Here is an 18,814-nt window from a genome sequence, read left to right as displayed (position 1 = left end):
GCTGTCATTTTATAGTAACGATGGAAACATTAGACTATTTACTGGAAAAATATAAGAACGGAACAGCCTCGGAAAAGGAAAAGCAGTTGTTGTTGCAAACATTATCGGTGAACGAACAGCAGTTGATGAAATGGCTCGAAAAAGAATTTCACGATAATATTCAAAAAGATATACAGCTTATTACACCTGAGCGGTCGCAGGAAATATTCAACCTTATTCAGCAAAAGAAAGCCCAGCCTGCTGAAACACCGAACGTACAAAAAGCAAAAGTGATTCAATGGCCGGTAGTCGTAAAATGGCTGGTGGCAGCCTGTGTTGCAGGTATTATAATTACAGGCACATGGTATGTGATCGGTACTTCAAAAAAAGAATCGCCGGCGGTGGCAGCTGCTGTTACAAAACCTGTGCTTAAAACGTTTTCCAATTTACTCGAAAGAGCCACTACAACCACCTTACAGGATGGTTCGGTAGTTACACTGGAACCCGGCAGCGCCATATCGTATTATCAGCCTTTCGATTCGCTGAAGCGCGACATCAGTTTAACGGGAAAAGCTTTTTTCAAAGTGGCTAAAGATCCGCTGAAGCCGTTTACTGTATATGCCAACGGCATTGCTACCACAGCGCTGGGCACGCAGTTTTGGGTTGATGCCCGGTTCGATACCTTGACCGTAAAGTTGCTCGAAGGCAAAGTGCGTGTGCGTTCGGTTGCCGGAACGGCTATGCAGGAAGTGATGCTTAAACCAGGCGAACAGGTAGCCATCAACGAACAAACAGGAGGCTGGGCAGTAACTACATTCAAAACAGGCGCAGATAATAATAAACCGGTAAGTAAAAATGAAACCAATGCAGTTGCCCTGGCGTTTGAAAAAACACCGCTGCCCGAAGTGTTTCATGCAATCGGCAAAAAATACCATGTGGCATTGCGGTACAATGCCGGCGACCTGCAATCATTGTCATTTACAGGAACCTTTTTGGTAAACGATTCTTTACAAATCATCCTGAACATTATTTGTAACACCAACGATTTAACCTGTAAAAAGGAGAATGGGGTTATTGTAATAAGCAAATAATCAGAAATACATATTTCAAAAAATTACACTTTAAAAAGTGAACGGGCTGCTATTGCCCAAAACCAACGCTATGACACATTATTGTAAACAATTGAAATGGTTTTTTCAGCTGGTATTTTTGGGGTGTTCGCTATTGGTGAACGCACAGGAAACCGCACAGGTAAAAGGTTCTGTGGTATCTGAATCGGGCGAATTGCTGAGTGATGTTACCATTATGGTACATCACGCAGGTAGTAAGGAAAAGCAATCTGCTATCACCAATGAAAAAGGATTGTTTGTAATTACCGGGTTAAAAGCCGGCGATAAGTATAATTTTTTATTTACCCATGTTGGCTATGAAGAAGGCCGGCTGATGAGCTACCTCGTAAAAGCAGGTGATAACAATTCGGTGCTCATCAGGTTAAAGCAGGCTGTATCATCGATGAACGATGTAATGGTGATCGGGTACGGACAACAATCGAAATCAAAGATCACCGGCGCCATGTCGCAGGTAAAATCAACTGAACTGAACCGTTATAATGCCGGTAGCTTCGGTTTGCAGCTGGCCGGTAAATCGGCCGGTGTGGTGATCAACGATGCCTCGGCGCAACCCGGTACCAATCCGCAGGTGGTGATCCGTGGCATTGGCACGCTTACGGCAGGAAGAAATCCGCTGGTGGTGGTAGATGGATTTCCTTTATCGGAAGGTTCTTCATTCAATGCCATCAACCCGCAGGACATTGAAACCATAGACATTTTAAAAGATCCTGCCTCGGCAGCGATATATGGCTCAAGGGCTGCCAACGGGGTTATATTGATCACCACCAAAAAAGGAAAAGCCGAAAAAATGAAAGTGGCGGTGGATGTGTATACCGGCGTGCAGCAGCGGGCCGATAAAGTAGAATATGTAAATGCATACGACGCCGCACTGTTTTTAACCGAGGCCCGCGACTGGGGCTATGTATCGAAAGATCCTGCCAGCAGAAGTGCAGCCGACGACAGGTCCACCCGCGTTGCCAAAGGCGCCAGCCTGCGCGAATTGCGACTGAACTATCTGCAGCCATACCTTGATAAGCAACCGGGGCTTACCGATACGTATTGGCCCGATCAGGTATTCAGAAAAGCCGGTATGAAAAGTTATAATGTTTCTTTATCGGGTGGTTCGGCCAAAACAAATTATTATGTATCGGCCAACTACTTCGATCAGGAAGGTATTGTTATTGAGAACAGGTTAAGACGCTTCAGCGGGACCGTGAAGATGGATTCAAAAATATCTGACCGGCTCGATTTTGGTGTGACCATGAATCCTTCGTACAATATCCAGAATTATTTCAACAACAATGCCGACTGGAGCAACGACCCTATTGCCAATCTGGATATTGCCTATCCCTTCTTTGCACCATATAACGACGATGGTACGCTGGCGATCAGTAAGCAGATCATCGCCAATACGCCCGAAGACGGCGCTCTGGGCGAAAACCCTGTGGCGCTGATGAAAAAGATAAAGAATGTAAGGAACTATTTCAAAACATTTGGCAATAGCTACTTATCGTTCAAAATAATAAATGGGTTAAAATTTAAAACAATGGCCGGGGCGGATATCGCCACCAGTTACCGCGATTTTTTTAATCCCTCCGATGTAGGAATGTACCGGGGCGCAGCTCCCAAGCCTGCAGTGGCCGAAGAGATAAAAGAATTTACCATTAACTACATAACCGAAAATACGCTGAACTACACCAACAGCTTCGGTGCCCATGATATAGATGTGCTGGCCGGTTATACTTTTCAGAAAGAAACGGGCAACAGCACCGATGTAATCGGCTCGGGCATTGCCGATAATAACCTGCCCAATATAGCCGGCGCAAGCGCTTTTACGGCAACGGCTAACCGTTATACCTGGACACAGCTTTCGTACCTTGCCCGTTTGCAATACGCTTACCGGAACAAATACCTGTTCTCGGCCACCATACGCCGTGACGGATCATCGCGGTTCGGCGACGATAAAAAATGGGGCAATTTTCCATCGGTTACGGCAGGCTGGATAATTAGTAAAGAATCTTTCTTCCCAAAATCACCAATTGTAACATTTGCCAAGTTAAGGGCTACCTGGGGCCAATCGGGTAATAACCAGATCGGCTCGTACAGCTCAAAAGCGCTGGTAGCAGCTACCGGCACCACAAACAGTAATTATGTTTTTGGCTCTGCACTGGCCTCGGGCTTTTCGGCTAACTCAACAGCCAACGCCAATCTTAGCTGGGAAACAAAAACATCTTCGAACATAGGCATCAACGTTGGTTTGTGGAACCGGTTCAACATCAGCGCCGACTATTATAATTCCATAACAAAAGACCTGTTATTGAATGTGCCGGTGCCTGATCAGTCGGGCTTCAGTTCTTCTATACAAAATATCGGTAAAGTAAAAAATACCGGTGTTGAAGTGGAAGTATCCGGACATGATATCAACCTCGGGCCGGTGAAGATGGGTTTCAGTGGCAATATAGCTACCAATCAAAACAAAGTGCTGGCATTGGCGCCGGGGCAGAACCAGATCATTTCAGGAAATGATGGCCAGTTCTTTACAAAAGTAGGCGGACCGATAGCAGCCATGTATGGCTATAAAATAACCGGCGTATACAAAACGCAAGACGAAATCAATAAAACACCGCACCTCACGGGTACGCTTCCGGGCGATTACATAGTGGAAGATGTAACTAAGAACGGAGTGGTTGATTTGAACGACCGCATATCTTACGGAACATTCAATCCTAAATTTACCTGGGGCGCTTCGGCCAATTTCCTATACAAACAATTTGAGCTGAGCTTTCAGGTAATGGGTGTTGAAGGAAGAAAGATCTACGACCGCAGTATTGCTTCGCAGCGCGAAGTTGGAGAAGGTTTTGGTATTCCTGATAAATATTATTTCGAAAACCGGTATCATCCTGTAGATAATCCAAATGGTTTTATGGCGCAGCCTAACCTGGGTAATTTTTCCAATGCCCGGAAAGCAACGCGTGTATCTAATTTCGTTTATCAGAATGGTGATTATGTACGGCTGCGGAATGTGCAGTTGTCGTATAACCTGCCGCAACAAATTACATCAAGGCTGAAAGCATCTGACATAAGAATATATTTTACCGGCAATAACCTGTTTACCATAACAAAATTCCGCAGCTTTAATCCCGATGCCACTACTACTGATAATGTATTGACCAACGGATATTCAGCATCGAACTACCCGGTAGCAAGATCTTACACGTTTGGGATTAATCTGGGGTTTTAAGCAATGTCTCGCGCAAAGGCGCTAAGCCGCAAAGCCTTTTCTTAGCGTTCTTAAGGATCGCGTAGCGATCACCTTTGCGCCCTGGCGCCTTTGCGAGAAAAAAAATCACATACGAAATAACAAAAGATGAAAAATTTATTTTTATCCTTTCTCATAGCAACACTCGGCATATTTTCCGGCTCGTGCAAAAAACAACTATATCAGAACCCCGAAACATCCAAAGAGCTGAGCGTTTTTTTGAAGAATGAAACCGAAGTGGAAGAATACGTAAACTCCACGTATGCAGCCTTACAGGCAACAGGTTTGTACGGGTTGTACCTGCCGGCCATTGGCGAAATACCATCAGATAATACTTACGACGAAGTGCCTGCCAATGATGATGGCATGTACGGACAGTTAGATCAGTTTACGACCATTCCCTCTAATGGTATTATTGCCGCCCTATGGCGTAATTCGTACCAGGCCATTCAAAAAGCCAATGTAGTGCTTAACCGCATCGATAACATTGCCTATGCTTCGGATGCCGTTAAGCAGGCACGAAAAGGCGAAATGAAATTCATACGCGCGTTGCTGTATTTTAACCTCGTGCGTTTGTATGGCGATGTGCCGTTGGTTACCGAAGAAACAACCGATCCCAATAAATATTTCGGTCAGGGCCGTACACCCGTTGCCACGGTATATGAGCAGATAAAAAAAGACCTTACAGAATCCATATCATTGCTGCCTGCCACCAGCACACAGGCGGGCAGGGTAAGAAAAACGGCTGCTCAAACATTGCTGGCGAAAGTGCAGATTACATTGGGTAATGACGCCGATGCAAAAGCCTTGTTAACCGAAGTGGTTTCATCGAACAATTATGCATTGTTGCCGAACGTGGCAGATATATTTAATATAAACAACGAGAATAATAAAGAGATCATTTTCGCCGTGCAGTTTGCATCGGGCATCAATGGCAATACCGAAGGCAGCACCATGTTTCAGCAGTTTAGTCCATCGGGTACTCAAAGCGGCGCCAAGGGACATAACCTGCCTTTAAAAAGTTTATACAATTTATATACCCCGGCCGATAAAAGAAAAGATGTGTATGTAAAGCTCACCGCTGCCGGTGTTCCGTATAATAACAAACTTACAAAGCCAACTACCGTAATTACCGACGGCGGCAACGATGTAGTAGTATTGCGTTATGCCGATGCAATACTGATGCTGGCCGAAGCTACCAACAACCTGAGCGATACAGTGGCTGCAGCAACGTGGCTAAACCAGATACGTACACGCGCAGGCCTTTCTGCTACCACCGCTGTTACCAAAGCCGACCTCGACAGCGCCATTGAACTGGAAAGAAGACTGGAACTGGTAGGCGAGGGCCATCGCTGGTTCGATCTGTTGCGTACGGGCAAAGCCATCAGCACCATGAATGCATGGTTTGCTGCCAACGGCATCAATATCACCATCGACAAAGACAAACTGCTAATGCCCATACCGCAAAGCCAGGTGGATACCGATAAAACCATTGCGCAGAATAAAGGATACTAATCAAGGCACAAGGTACAAGGAAGGCAATGGACAATGGGCAATAGGCAATAGGCTAATGTCGTTCGGGTTATTCTTTGTGCCGTCAGGCTCATCATGTCGGTAGAAAATGGATATTATAATCGTTTTACGTGCCGTTAGGCACGAAACTTCAAATAAGAGTATGAAGCAAATCATTATATGTATAACCATTTGCATGCTGCTGGTACAGGCGCATGCACAAACAGGTAAGGTTGATATTATTATTAAAGACCTGCATCACGCCAACGGCGCCAATGTATTGGTGGCAGCCCACCGGGGCGACTGGAGGAACTACCCCGAAAACTCCATTGCTGCTATTAACAGCGCTGTTGCGATGGGGGTAGACATTGTTGAAATAGATATTGCCAAAACAAAAGACGGGCAGCTCGTCGTGATGCATGATGAAACTATTGACCGTACCACCAACGGAAAAGGAAGAGTAAGTGATTATACACTTGATTCATTGAAAAAATTCCATCTTAAAAACGCACTGGGCAGGGTTACCCCGCATACCATTCCTACGCTCGAAGAAGCTATGCTTGCCGTAAAAGGTAAAATCATGGTTAATTTAGACAAGTGTTATGAATATATGCCCGAAGCTTATAACGTATTGCAAAGAACAGGTACGGTAAACCAGGCCATTTTTAAAGGTTATTATTTGCCGGTTGAAAAATTGAAAAGTGATTATGGCGCTTTACTGAATAAAGTGACATATATGGCCATGGTAAAGATCGATGAAGAAGGTGCTGCAAAAACGATCACTGATTTTCAGCAACAGACGCATCCGGTAGCCTTTGAGCTCAGTTTTAAAACCGATACAGTTCAGTTGTTGCAAAGCCTGAACAACATTAAGCAGCATGGATCGCGCATATGGATCAATTCATTATGGGCAAGTCTCAATGGAGGGCATGATGATGATAAAGCGGTAGATGAACATAATATTGGCGATAGCTGGCAATGGATAATCGACAGGGGCGCCAACATTATTCAAACCGACAGACCAAAGGAATTGCTGGAATATTTAAGAAAGAAAAAATTGCACCGGTAATAACAGGTTATAGTAAAACGCAAAAGCTATTGCGCAGGCAATAGCTTTTGTTGAATTAATGGGTCAATCAAAACTATTTTTCGGTAGTCTCTTTGGCTTTGGCTTTCTCTTTTTTACGGGTTGCTTTTGCAATATCAACTGCAAATAACTTACTCACCTTTTTCAGCTTGTTATCGAACTTCTTCCCCTGCAGATTGTACTCTGCCAGGCTTCCGGCGATTTTTTCGTATACCGATTCAGAGATCTTTTTCTTAGATAGTTTTGTAACTTTTGGTTTTGTTGTTTCAATGTTTTTAGCCATATCGTAAAATGTTTATAATCAGATAATCTAAAGATAACAATTACTTAATATTGCCAATGTTAAGTTTTTGCCCGTTTGGTTCATTTATGCCTACCTTGCCTTTGCTTTCTGTATAAAAAACGCTGGTTATGCAATGGAAACTGGTTAAAGCATTTGATGAAGTACTGAAGGAGTATCACCTCATAGAAAATGATAAAATACTTATACTGCTGAAGTACAATTCCTTACAACAATCGGTGCGCATCAGCAGCAAAGGCGAATACCTTTCCTTTTTTATGGAACGCACCGGCTTTGCAGCTACGAGAATTGTTTTTAAAAACGGATATGGCGTTGAGGTAGGAAAATGCACCTTTAACCGGCGGCACGATAAAGGTTTTATTGAATATGACGGAACGTTATACAAATACGAGATCGCAGGCGGCACTTCAATAAAAGCAATGCTATATGACCTGCATTACCACCAACCCGCTGTTATTTGTGACTGGCCATTAAATGCCCCGCAATTTATTACCTTATTTAAGCCGGGCTGGTACGAAGAATATGCCTCTTTATTGCTGGGTTTACACTGTTATATTCATTTATTTCAGGTTAGCGCCAGGGAAAGCGTAAAAGTGTAAGCGTATTCTAAATGTTTAACTCACTCACTCACCCGTGCGCAGCGATTTCATTAAATACTTAGGCGATTCAACATATCCTTGTCTGAAGTAAAAGCGGTGGGCGTCTTTGCGTCTTTCGTGGCAATGTACTTCAATGCGGTCGCAGTTTTTTTCACGGGCCAGTTTTTCAATATGCATTTCCATTTCGCGGCCAATGCCTTTGCTTCGAAATGCTTCGTCAACGGAGAAATAGCCGATGCGGGCAATATCACCCTTCAATCCAAGTTGTGGTAAAAACTCAATTACAATAAATGCGGCTACCTGTTGTTCGTATTCATAAACCAGCAGTTCTGCAAACGGGTTGTTGATCACTATTTCCATCTTCTGTGCTAAAAATGGTCCGGTGCCGGGGTAATCAAGCTGGTCGAGTAATGTTGAAATGCCTCCGGCATCGGCCATGGTTGCTTTACGAATGCCCATTGTAAAATAGTTTGTTGTAAAGATAGCCACGAATTATTCCGCCGAAGGCGGACGGATTAAGTACCACTAATTCAGATATAAAGCCTTTAGCTGATGGCGTTTTTGGGTATCCAGTCCCATCTCTTTTTCAAGATAATTATCGATAGAACCGTATTGGTTTTTGATAGCAGTAAAAGTTGCCTGCAGGTATTCGGGTTTGGCAGCCATCATATTCCTTGCGGCGGCTTCGTCAATACCATATGCTTTTATCATTCCTGCCATAGCCTTTTCATTTTCTGCCGCCCGGTAATAATTGGTGGCCACATAATCCTGTATGATTGTTTGTTCATCTACCCCCAGCGCATATAATACCAATGCAGCTGCAATACCGGTTCTGTCTTTGCCGGCTGTGCAATGGAACAATAATGCACTGTCTTTATTCAGCGACAGCAGTTCATTGAACAAGGGTTTGTATCTGTCTTTAAAGGGCGTGATCACGCTGTAAAATGAAATGATAAAAGAATCATTGCGAATTTGTTTGCCCATGTTCTTCATAAAATTACTGTCGCCTACATGCTCGCTTCCGGCAGGTAACGAAATGCGGGTTGCTCCGGCCGGTATGCGGTCGGGAGCGGCCTGTACTTCGTATGGCCCTCTGAAATCGGCCACGCGTGATAGTGACAGCCCCTGTAATTTCTGAAGATCGGCATCGGTTAATTTACTCAGGGCGGCAGACCGGTATATTTTCCCCCACTTTACATGATGGCCGTCTTTGGTGGCGTAGCCGCCGATGTCGCGAAAGTTAATGGCGCCCTGTAAGGGAACGGCCCTTTTGGCGCTGTCGGCTATTTGTGCGCAGCAAAAAAATGGCAGGGTAAATAATAATATCAGTATGCAATTTTTCATATCAGTTCCCGATGGTTAGTTGGTTTGGCAATTTATGTCGCGGTTGTTATGCCAGTGTTAATGACACGATCATAATAATATATTAACCTTTTCGTAATATAGCAGCGATAGCTTTACAGCGAAAAATTACAACCCAAACTATGTTAAGCAGCATTGTACTGTCGTGCATCATTGTGCAAATAGGAATAGCGCTTTACCTGTTTAATAGTGTGAAGCTGAAAGATGGATTTGAGAAAAAACTAAATACCATTTTGATCATACTGGTATTTCATCTGGGTACTAAGTTTTTCATTCTGACCGTTCTGAAAAATTCATTTCTGTATCATAATAATGCAACCGGGTTTGGTTTATCGTATGGCCCCTTATTGTTTTTTATAACCCGGTCGTATGTAAAACAGGCGCTGCCTGCGCGGACTGTTTTGCTGCACCTGCTGCCATTTTCTTTGTTTACTACATCCTGGCTCATTGTTGCTTCGGGGTACGTATGTAAAATAATTCCCGGCACCTTTATAATGATGTATGCGCCCTGGTACCATTGGCTGGCTGCTGCTTCGCTGTTGATTTATCCGGTTGTAACGATCAGACAGTTAAATAAATATTCAGCGCTTTCGAATGCACAGCAACAGCATAAAGCAAATTTGCTCAGGTCTATGTCCTATATAATGCTTACAGGCGTGTTGCTCGGCATTACAGTGGCATGCATTCATTTCATACAAACCCGCAATGTTGAGTTCGACCTGAGGCTGGTGCCTTATATATGTTTGGCCGCCCTGCCGGTATTGATATTACAATATAAAATAAGTGCTGCAACAACAACAACTGTTACGGCGCCTCCGGCACCTGTAATAATTACCGAAGAAACGCAGCCTGAAAAACAGTATAAAAAATCGGCTTTGGATGAACCCATGATGGATGAATATGAAAAAATGCTGAAGCGGTTTATGAAAGAAAGTAAGATCTATCTCGAAACAGAATTATCACTCGAAACATTATCTTCCAAAGTAAACATACCCAAACACCATGTTACGCAATTATTAAATGAGCGGTTTAAAAAAAATTTCTATGCTTTTATTAATGAGTACCGTATTGCCGAAGCCATTGAAAAATTGAAAGACCCCGGTATTGATGAAAGCATTTTATCGCTTGCCTATGATTGCGGTTTTAATTCAAAATCTTCCTTTAATAATTACTTTAAAAAGCTAACCGGTTATACCCCTTCGATGTATCGCAAAGAGCATGTTGTTAACGTTGTCTGTGAGGGTCAGTTATCGTGATAACGTTGGCGTAATAATAAGGTAACAGGGGCTTAATATTTTTCAATTATCTGCTTTTCAATCGCTTGTAAACGTATGATCGTTTTTCCCGCACGGCTGATACCATTTTTTGTTCTTGCCACATGGCTATGTCGTAGAAGTTTGCACGCAACTTCACTTTTGTGCTTCAAACTTTAATTACAAGTAAATGAACAAAAAACTAACTCGCTTAAGCAGAATGGGATGCCTGTTTCTCATTCTTGTTTTTGTTATCGGGGTTGCAAATGCCCAGAATATTATCGGGGGCAAAGTAACCGGCTCCGACGGAAAAGGGATTGCCGGTGTAAGCATTCAGGAAAAAGGAACAAAAAACGGCACCTCGTCAAAAGATAACGGCGAATTTTCTTTAAAAGTATCTGGCCCATCGCCGGTGCTCATTTTTTCATATATCGGTTATGTTACCCGCGAAGTAGATGCAGGTAACCAATCTGAATTGAATGTGGTATTATCAGAAAACACCAAACAGCTTTCAGAAGTGGTGGTAACTGCTATGGGTGTAAAAAAAGAAACCAAAAAGCTGGGCTATTCTGTACAGGAAGTAAAAGGAGCTGATCTCACCAAAGCGCGCGATGCCAACGGTATCAATTCGCTGGTGGGTAAAATAGCCGGTTTATCGGTAGGCGCCAGCTCCGAAATGCTGGGCAGGCCCGAACTGGTTTTACGTGGCAGTAAAGATCTGTTGTTTGTGGTAGATGGTGTTCCGGTTAACTCAGATACCTGGAATATCAGTCCCGATGATGTTGAATCGTACACTGTTTTAAAAGGCGCTAATGCTTCTGCTTTATATGGTTTCAGAGGTTTGAACGGGGCCATTGTAATTACTACCAAAAAAGGTTCGAAAGATAAAAGAGGCTGGCAGGTAGATATAAACAGCAGCACCATGTTTGAAAAGGGGTTTCTGGCCGAACCGCAAAGCCAGACTGAATATGGACGCGGTACTACATTTGCCTATAGTTACGGCGATGTGTTGTACGACAATAAACAACGTTTGCCCGAATGGGGCCCCCGCTTTGAAGGCCAGAAGGTAAAACAATACGACAGCCCTTACGATACCATCACAGGCGTTAGAACGGCCACGCCATGGACTGCCCGCGGCGCCGGCAACTTTCATAAGTTTATGCAAACAGGTATTATTAACTCCAATAATATCTCTTTGTCTACTGCTACCGATCGTTCAGATGTAAGGTTTTCGCTGAGTGATATGAACCAGAAAGGGATGGCGCCTAATACCAAACTGCATTCTTACACTTTTGCCATGAATGCAGGATATAATGTTACCGATAAATTCCGCATAGAAGCAAGCGTAAACCTGAACAGGCAATATTCGCCCAATATTCCTGATGTGAACTATGGACCTAATTCATACGTGTATATGTTTAAGGTGTATGGTTCGGCAGATTATGATATCGATGATTTGAAAGACATTTACAAAAAGCCCATGGGCGTTCAGGATTTAATTCCCTATGCCCAGGAATATGGCCGTGAAAACAGCGCCTGGTTCATTGCCAAAAAATGGTTGCGCTCGCACGACAAAAACGACATCAACGGTTATGCAAAACTGACTTATAAATTTAATAATGCATTGAACCTGAGCTTACGTTCACAGGTTACCACCTGGAGCCAGGTAAGAACCGAACAGGTGCCTTCAGGTATTAACCTCAATACCTATACACCCTGGTATTATTTCGGCTGGTATGGCGATTATCGCGAAGACAGGCGCAATCTTTTTGAGAACAATACCGACCTGATCCTGAATTTTAATAAAACAGTACACAAATGGAATATATCGGCTTTTGCCGGCGCCAGTGAGCGTTCATTTACCTATAACTCATTGTACGGCACAACAAAGGCATTGTCTATTCCGAATGTATATGTGCTCACCAATTCACAAACTCCGTATGCCTCTTATACCTGGGGTTCAAAAATGCAGGTGTACAGCGGTTTTTACTCGTTTGATCTTTCGTTCGACAGATATCTTACGCTTTCCAATACAGGCCGTGTAGATCATTTGAGCACCTTACCTTCGGGCAGTAATACATTCTTTTATCCTTCAGTATCGTTGAGCACGGTTATCAGTGATTATGTGCATTTGCCCGCTGCCATATCATTATTAAAGATCCGGGGATCAGTTGCAGAAGTAAAAGGTGGTTTAACCCAGGCTACCGTACCATCGGCATTCACCCAGGTAACAGGAACCAGCACCAATAGCGGGTTATTAGGTTACGGAAGTGATTTGTATTCTTCTTATGATGGCCCCAGCTATAACAACCAGAACGCTTATAGCCCGGCTACTTATTATAACAATACCCCTTCGGTTAGTTACACCAGCACCATTGCCAATCCTACCCTTAAACCGTTTAAGGTAACTTCTTACGAAGGTGGTATCGATTTGCGTTTCTTACAAAACAGACTGGGTGTTGACTTCACTTATTTCACCAGCGTAAACGGCCCGCAGATATATTCTTTGAATGTAGCTTCTTCAACCAGCTATACTGCTCAAAATGTAAATGCGCTTACATCGCTGAAGAAAGGTTTTGAAATTGCCGTTTCGGGCTCGCCCATCAAAAGCGCCGGAGGATTAAACTGGGATGTGTTAATTAACTATGCTACATACAAAGAAACATTGAAGGAAATTTATGGCGATGAAACGAAAATAGCATTGAATGGCCATAATTATGTAAAAGGCGAAAGACTGGATGCAATTTATGGAGTAGGTTTTGTAAGAGATGGCCAGGGTAACATAGTATATGCCGGTGGTTTACCGCTAAGAGCTACGCCTACAGATATTACCAACAATACCTTTTTAGGATATGCTAACCCCGACTTTACATTTGGTATCAACAACCGTTTTTCGTACCAGAACTTTAGTTTAAGTTTTCAATTTGATGGAAGAATAGGAGGGAAGATCTACGACGAGGTGTACAAAGACGGTATGAATGGCGGTACAGCTATTGAAAGCGCTACCGGCGCCTTTGGCGATGCCCGTTTGGCCGAATGGAAAACTACCAATACAGGTACCGTAGCACCTACCGGTAAATATGTTGCCAATGGCGTGAAGATCGTTTCGGGAAAACCTGTATACAGCAATGGTCAGATAACTAATATGAAAGATCTCACTTTTGCTCCCAATGATGTAGCTACAACCGTTCAGTCATTTATTTCTTCGGGTATTGGTAACGTAACTGAATACTGGATGACCAATCGCTCGTTTGCCAAGTTGCGCGAGGTAACACTCACTTATAGCCTTCCTGCAAAAATGCTTTCTAAAAACAGATTTGTAAAGGCTGCTTCGTTTTCACTGATCGGCAGAAACCTGCTGTATTTTGCTCAGAGAAAAGATATAGACCTTGATCAGTTTGCTTCGGGTTTCAATAGCTCTGACAGATCGTTAAATAACGGTGGTGTATTGCAAAGCATGACCGGACGCCGCTTTGGTTTTAACATTAATGTTAACTTTTAATTTTAAAGTTGTTTAAAAAACAAGTATGAAAATAACATATAAAAATACCTTTGTTGCTTTACTGATGATAGCAACGGGCATCAGCAGTTGTCAAAAAGGCGATTTGCAATCCAGTCCCAACGTAGCACCCGAAAGCGCTAATGTACCGCCTGCTTTAATACTCAATCATATTACCGGTAATTTCATGCGGGAAGAAGAACCTGTTATTTCAACTGTTTACCGGTACAACCAGAATATAGTATCGAATTATTCGTACTATTTTGGCAGCAACAGCTATAACTGGTCAAATACTAACCATACCTATGATTTTATCAGATATTGTACAAAGCTCGAAGAGCAGGCCTTGAAGCGATATGGTAATAGTACCAACATATACTTTGCATTAAGCAAATTTTTCAGGGCCTATGCCTTCATCTGGTTAACCCAACGGGTAGGAGATATTCCTATGACTGAGGCTGGTGTTACCGGCAATTTAACGCCTTCCTATAATTCGCAGCACGATGTATATAAAAATTGCCTGGCGCTGCTGGATACAGCCAATACGTTAATAGCAAATTTAATTGCGGCCCAGCCGGGTCTTTCGGGCACTAAAGTAGATGCGGCCGGCGATATATTTGGTTTAACGTACCAGCAATGGCGTAAAGTGATCAATACATATAAACTACGTGTATTGATCAGCTTAAGCAAAAGAGCCGATGACAATGCAGATTTAAATATTAAATCACAATTTGCGGCGATCATAGGCGATCCTGTTACATATCCTATTATGGCATCCAACAATGATAATATGGTGTACAGGTATACTACAATTACCTTATATCCGCCCAACCGCAGTGGCAATGCGCCATACAATAACTGTGAAAATATCAGTCAGACTTTTCTGAATGTAACGGCAGCCTATAAAGATCCCCGTGTATTTGTGTTGGCCATTCCGGCTCCTGCGCAGTTAACAGCAGGCAAACAGGTGAGCGATTTTACAGCATACATAGGGGAAGACAATGGTAAATCGCAGGGGCTGATGTCGAACTTTTCGGCCGATGGTAAATATTCATCTTTAAGCTATAACAGGTATATGTCGTCGGCCTCGGGCGCCAATGCCGAACCCTATATTCTGCTCGGTTACCCCGAATTGTGCTTCAATATTGCTGAGGCTGCACAAAGAGGATGGATCACCGGCGTTAGCGCTGCCACCTGGTACGACAATGGCATTAACGCCTCTATGAATTTATATGGTTTAACACAGGGTCTGGTGGTAACTATCGGCAATGTTGACGGAAACAAACCGAACCAGGGAACTGCCACCATCGATATCAATACTTTTAAAGCCGATCCCAATGTGGCGTTCGATAACACCGATAACGCAAAAGGATTAACACAAATTCTGACGCAGAAGTATGTGGCATTTTTCATGAACTCGGGTTATGAAGCGTATTATAACTGGCGCAGAACAGGTATCCCAACGTTTAGTCAGGGAGGTGTTGGAATTGGCACATCAGGCAACCAGATACCGCTTCGCTGGCAATATCCGCAGGATGAAATTAATTACAACAGCGATAAATATAAAGCGGCCATTACTACGCAATACAATGGCACGGATGATATTTTTGGAAAGATGTGGTTGATTAAATAAAGGGGTCCACCTTCGGTGGACGAAGTGAATACAATTTTGCCACAGATTGCACAGATGAACACTGATGTCGGGAATGACAGCCGGCTATTTGATTTCGGAATAAGAATTTATCTGTGTAAATCAGTGCAATCTGTGGCAAATAAATATTGTGAGCGTAGCGAACAATTCCCGAAGATCATGAAAAAAGAGAACCTGTTTCATATCAGCGATAATCCGCGCATAACAATTTTTGAACCGCTGGCAGCCCCTTTTTACACCAATATTATAATGGGAAAAGTGGTTTTTGCCATCAACAACAAAATGCTGCATAATTACCTGTTGCCCCGTAATTGTCCACGGGTAACCTTTTATGCCGGCCTGGCAACTACTGAGGCCGACAGACAGCAATTCATGGGCACCACTACCGCTGATTATGTGGTTTGTGTTGAAAAAGCCTGGTTGCAAACAATACAACGAACTACTTTATATCGCTACGAATTTTCGCCCGACACCTTTTCATTGTTTGATGAATGTGCCGGCTATTATATTTCCTATGCGCCGGTTGTTCCTGTTTCGGCAAAGCCTGTTTATAATTGTATGGAAGAAATGCTGAAGCGAAATGTTGAACTGCGTTTTATGCCTTCCATCACCGAACTGGCTGCCAGTGTGCAGCAATCAACACTGCGGTTTTCACTTATACGCATGCACTATGCGCAGCAACAGGATGACCCACACAAAAAACCTCTCCCGAAGGAGAGGCCTGTTTAATGGTTGCGTAACCAGGATATAAAAATGTTTTTCTTATTGATTTAAACAAAAGCCCTCAGATTGCCGCCTACAGGTACAGCATTCCTGGTTTTGAAGGCTGTTAAGCAATCGGCTACTTATAAACAACCCCACATTAATAGTGCCGCTGACAGGCTGATTGTAACCGATTACAATTTATTTTTTTTAAAAAGAATTTCTTTTAGCTTTACACAGTTAGAAGATGAGTTATCGTTTTAATTGATGCCTGTTTTAGTGTACCTATAAATCCTGCTACTTTGAAAGAGAAAGAAATTACCATATATGATCTTGCCAAAAAGCTCAACATTTCCATTGCTACTGTAAGCCGCGCATTAAAGGATGATCCGGTAGTTAATAAAAAGACCCGCAAAAAGATATTCGACCTGGCCGAGGAAATGGGGTATCGCTCAAACCACTTTGCCCGTAACCTGCGCAACCAGCGTACCAATACCATCGGCGTTATTGTTCCCCGCCTGAACAGCTATTTTATGAGCACGGTTATTGCCGGCATCGAAAACGTTGCGAACAGCGAAGGGTATACACTTATTATCAGCCAGTCGAGCGAATCGGCCAAAAAAGAAATGGCCAGTGTGAAAACCATGTTTAACAACAGGGTTGACGGCCTGCTGGTGTCGCTGGCTTATGATACCGAAGACATCTCGCATTTCGATATGCTGTTCAAAAAAAATATTCCGTTGATCTTTTTCGATCGCGTGATGGAACATAAGAACACAACCAATATTCTCATTGATAACCGCAAGGCAGCTTATGAAGCTACCACCCACCTGATTCAGCAGGGCTGCGAGCGGATCGTGCACATTACCGCCACCCTTAAACGTAATACCTATATTGACCGTTTTAAAGGATATAAACAGGCGTTGGCCGAAAATGGCATTCCGTTCAGGGAAGAGTATGTACTGATCAATAACCTCAGTCAGGAGGCTGGCATTGCTGCTGCAGAAGCCATTCTGGCCATGGACCCTTTGCCCGATGGGGTTTTTGTGGCCAACGACAATTGCGCCGTAGGCTGCATGGTGGCTTTAAAAAAGGCCGGTATACGCATTCCGCACGACATCGCTTTTGTAGGATTTAACAACGACCCTGTTTCTACCGTCATCGAGCCAAACCTCACCACTGTTGATTATCCCGGTTACCAGATGGGGGAAGCCGCCGTTCGCAATCTGATCAATCATTTGAATGGTGTTTCAAATATCAGTTCAACCAACACCATCTTATTACGGTCAGAGCTGATCGTAAGAGACTCATCACTGAAAAAAAAATAAACACAAATCTGTCATGCAAAAACTGAACAGTACGATTGCAATTGCTGCAGCCGCATTTTTGTTATTTAGCTGCAACAACGCTGAACAAAAGCCAAAGGAAGAAGCCAAAAGGGAGCCACAAACGGAAAAAAAGAAAGAATACCTTTCGCAACCGCTCGTTTCGCATATTTATATTGCCGACCCGTCGGCCCACGTATTTAACGGTCGCATTTACATTTACCCTTCGCACGATACGGCTACCGGCACGCCCGAAGACGACCTGGGCAGTCATTTTAATATGATGGATTATCACATTTTGTCAATGGATTCTATCGGCGGCGCCGTTACCGATCATGGCGTGGCCATGCATATCAAAGATATTCCCTGGGCAGGCCGCCAGTTGTGGGCGCCCGACGCGGCATTCGCCAATAACACTTATTACCTGTATTTTCCGGTTAAAGACAAACACGATGTGTTTCATATAGGAGTGGCCACCGGCAAAAAGCCCGAAGGACCCTTTGTGCCCGAAAAAGAACCCATCAAAGGAAGTTATAGTATTGATCCCTGTGTATTTAAAGATGATGATGGTTCGTACTATATGTACTTCGGCGGCATCTGGGGCGGACAACTGCAACGCTGGAACAACAATAAATACGATTCAACTGCCGGCAACCGCAAACCTGAAGAACCGGCCATTTTACCCCGCATAGCCAAACTGAACAGCGATATGAAAAGCTTTGCCGGTGCAGTAAAAGAAATTCAGATCCTTGGAAAAGATGGCAAGCCATTTACCGAAAAGGATAACGGCAAACGTTTTTTTGAGGCTTCGTGGATGCATAAATATAAAGGCAAATATTATTTTTCTTATTCAACCGGCGATACCCATTTTATCAATTACGCTACCGGCGACAGCCCCTATGGTCCATTTACTTACCAGGGTGTTGTGTTGAACCCGGTTGATGGCTGGACGAACCATCATTCCATTATTGAATCAAACGGCAAATGGTATTTGTTTTATCATGATGTACAGCTCAGCGGCAAAACCCATTTACGCAATGTAAAGGTCACTGAGCTGAAATATAATGATGATGGATCTATTCAACCAATAACAGCGTATAAATAGATATCAGTTGCCAGTTCCCCGTTACCGGTTCCCGGTTGCCGGAAACCGGTAACGGGTTTTAACAAGCCATT

At 43.4% G+C, this 18,814-nt stretch carries 14 protein-coding genes; 11 read left to right on the top strand and 3 right to left on the bottom strand.

Annotated elements, in window-relative coordinates; genetic code table 11:
- Window positions 1–20 precede the first annotated feature (20 nt).
- The 4 genes from AC59IL_RS01200 (at window position 21) to AC59IL_RS01185 (ending at window position 6,928) form a co-directional block, all read left to right on the top strand.
- Window positions 21–1,070 carry a FecR family protein gene (locus AC59IL_RS01200; protein ID WP_496550237.1) on the top strand — a complete coding sequence of 350 codons (1,050 nt, stop codon included), beginning with the start codon at window positions 21–23 and terminating at the stop codon, window positions 1,068–1,070.
- A 70-nt stretch (window positions 1,071–1,140) separates the two neighbouring features.
- Window positions 1,141–4,329, top strand: a complete 3,189-nt coding sequence (locus AC59IL_RS01195) for a SusC/RagA family TonB-linked outer membrane protein (protein ID WP_496550236.1) — start codon at window positions 1,141–1,143, stop codon at window positions 4,327–4,329.
- A gap of 126 nt (window positions 4,330–4,455) precedes the next feature.
- Window positions 4,456–5,862 carry a RagB/SusD family nutrient uptake outer membrane protein gene (locus AC59IL_RS01190; RefSeq protein WP_496550235.1) on the top strand — a complete coding sequence of 469 codons (1,407 nt, stop codon included), beginning with the start codon at window positions 4,456–4,458 and terminating at the stop codon, window positions 5,860–5,862.
- 160 nt (window positions 5,863–6,022) lie between these two features.
- Window positions 6,023–6,928, top strand: a complete 906-nt coding sequence (locus AC59IL_RS01185) for a glycerophosphodiester phosphodiesterase family protein (protein ID WP_496550234.1) — start codon at window positions 6,023–6,025, stop codon at window positions 6,926–6,928.
- Between the two features lie 73 nt (window positions 6,929–7,001).
- On the opposite strand, the gene AC59IL_RS01180 is transcribed toward AC59IL_RS01185, so the two are convergent.
- Window positions 7,002–7,229, bottom strand: coding sequence for a hypothetical protein (locus tag AC59IL_RS01180; RefSeq protein WP_496550233.1), 228 nt, complete (start codon window positions 7,227–7,229; stop codon window positions 7,002–7,004).
- A 128-nt stretch (window positions 7,230–7,357) separates the two neighbouring features.
- Between AC59IL_RS01180 and AC59IL_RS01175 the strand changes: the two genes are divergently transcribed.
- The gene (locus AC59IL_RS01175; protein WP_496550232.1) at window positions 7,358–7,846 is read left to right on the top strand and encodes a hypothetical protein; all 489 of its coding nucleotides are present in this window, start codon (window positions 7,358–7,360) and stop codon (window positions 7,844–7,846) included.
- A 24-nt stretch (window positions 7,847–7,870) separates the two neighbouring features.
- Here the strand turns inward: AC59IL_RS01175 and AC59IL_RS01170 are convergent, their stop codons facing one another.
- Complete coding sequence (locus tag AC59IL_RS01170; protein ID WP_496550231.1) at window positions 7,871–8,305, bottom strand: GNAT family N-acetyltransferase; 435 nt, start codon at window positions 8,303–8,305, stop codon at window positions 7,871–7,873.
- Window positions 8,306–8,371: 66 nt separating this feature from the next.
- On the bottom strand, window positions 8,372–9,190 hold the full coding sequence (locus AC59IL_RS01165; RefSeq protein ID WP_496550230.1) for a tyrosine-protein phosphatase: 819 nt from the start codon (window positions 9,188–9,190) through the stop codon (window positions 8,372–8,374).
- A 140-nt stretch (window positions 9,191–9,330) separates the two neighbouring features.
- Between AC59IL_RS01165 and AC59IL_RS01160 the strand changes: the two genes are divergently transcribed.
- From AC59IL_RS01160 to AC59IL_RS01135, 6 genes are all read left to right on the top strand, one after another.
- Window positions 9,331–10,464 (top strand): helix-turn-helix domain-containing protein, encoded by a 1,134-nt coding sequence (locus AC59IL_RS01160; protein WP_496550229.1) that lies wholly within the window; start codon window positions 9,331–9,333, stop codon window positions 10,462–10,464.
- A 187-nt stretch (window positions 10,465–10,651) separates the two neighbouring features.
- Window positions 10,652–13,963: a SusC/RagA family TonB-linked outer membrane protein gene (locus tag AC59IL_RS01155; protein ID WP_496550228.1), complete on the top strand. Its 3,312-nt coding sequence runs from the start codon at window positions 10,652–10,654 to the stop codon at window positions 13,961–13,963.
- A 25-nt stretch (window positions 13,964–13,988) separates the two neighbouring features.
- Complete coding sequence (locus AC59IL_RS01150) at window positions 13,989–15,593, top strand: SusD/RagB family nutrient-binding outer membrane lipoprotein (RefSeq protein WP_496550227.1); 1,605 nt, start codon at window positions 13,989–13,991, stop codon at window positions 15,591–15,593.
- Window positions 15,594–15,725: 132 nt separating this feature from the next.
- Window positions 15,726–16,340 (top strand): DUF6886 family protein, encoded by a 615-nt coding sequence (locus tag AC59IL_RS01145; protein WP_496550226.1) that lies wholly within the window; start codon window positions 15,726–15,728, stop codon window positions 16,338–16,340.
- A 275-nt stretch (window positions 16,341–16,615) separates the two neighbouring features.
- Complete coding sequence (locus tag AC59IL_RS01140; RefSeq protein ID WP_496550225.1) at window positions 16,616–17,641, top strand: LacI family DNA-binding transcriptional regulator; 1,026 nt, start codon at window positions 16,616–16,618, stop codon at window positions 17,639–17,641.
- A gap of 13 nt (window positions 17,642–17,654) precedes the next feature.
- Window positions 17,655–18,743 (top strand): glycoside hydrolase family 43 protein, encoded by a 1,089-nt coding sequence (locus AC59IL_RS01135; RefSeq protein ID WP_496550224.1) that lies wholly within the window; start codon window positions 17,655–17,657, stop codon window positions 18,741–18,743.
- Window positions 18,744–18,814 lie beyond the last annotated feature (71 nt).

Source organism: Niastella sp. sgz303648, assembly GCF_059587045.1.
The sequence above is the reverse complement of the archived record's forward strand: the minus strand, read 5'-3'. Positions and strand labels throughout refer to the sequence as shown.

Bases quoted from the DNA above. Each gene is read 5' to 3' on its own strand.
- AC59IL_RS01195 (WP_496550236.1), top strand. From the start codon at position 1,141: ATGACACATTATTGTAAACAATTGAAATGGTTTTTTCAGCTGGTATTT.
- AC59IL_RS01150 (WP_496550227.1), top strand. From the start codon at position 13,989: ATGAAAATAACATATAAAAATACCTTTGTTGCTTTACTGATGATAGCA.
- AC59IL_RS01175 (WP_496550232.1), top strand. From the start codon at position 7,358: ATGCAATGGAAACTGGTTAAAGCATTTGATGAAGTACTGAAGGAGTAT.
- AC59IL_RS01135 (WP_496550224.1), top strand. From the start codon at position 17,655: ATGCAAAAACTGAACAGTACGATTGCAATTGCTGCAGCCGCATTTTTG.
- AC59IL_RS01200 (WP_496550237.1), top strand. From the start codon at position 21: ATGGAAACATTAGACTATTTACTGGAAAAATATAAGAACGGAACAGCC.
- AC59IL_RS01165 (WP_496550230.1), bottom strand. From the start codon at position 9,190: ATGAAAAATTGCATACTGATATTATTATTTACCCTGCCATTTTTTTGC.
- AC59IL_RS01160 (WP_496550229.1), top strand. From the start codon at position 9,331: ATGTTAAGCAGCATTGTACTGTCGTGCATCATTGTGCAAATAGGAATA.
- AC59IL_RS01180 (WP_496550233.1), bottom strand. From the start codon at position 7,229: ATGGCTAAAAACATTGAAACAACAAAACCAAAAGTTACAAAACTATCT.
- AC59IL_RS01170 (WP_496550231.1), bottom strand. From the start codon at position 8,305: ATGGGCATTCGTAAAGCAACCATGGCCGATGCCGGAGGCATTTCAACA.
- AC59IL_RS01190 (WP_496550235.1), top strand. From the start codon at position 4,456: ATGAAAAATTTATTTTTATCCTTTCTCATAGCAACACTCGGCATATTT.
- AC59IL_RS01155 (WP_496550228.1), top strand. From the start codon at position 10,652: ATGAACAAAAAACTAACTCGCTTAAGCAGAATGGGATGCCTGTTTCTC.
- AC59IL_RS01185 (WP_496550234.1), top strand. From the start codon at position 6,023: ATGAAGCAAATCATTATATGTATAACCATTTGCATGCTGCTGGTACAG.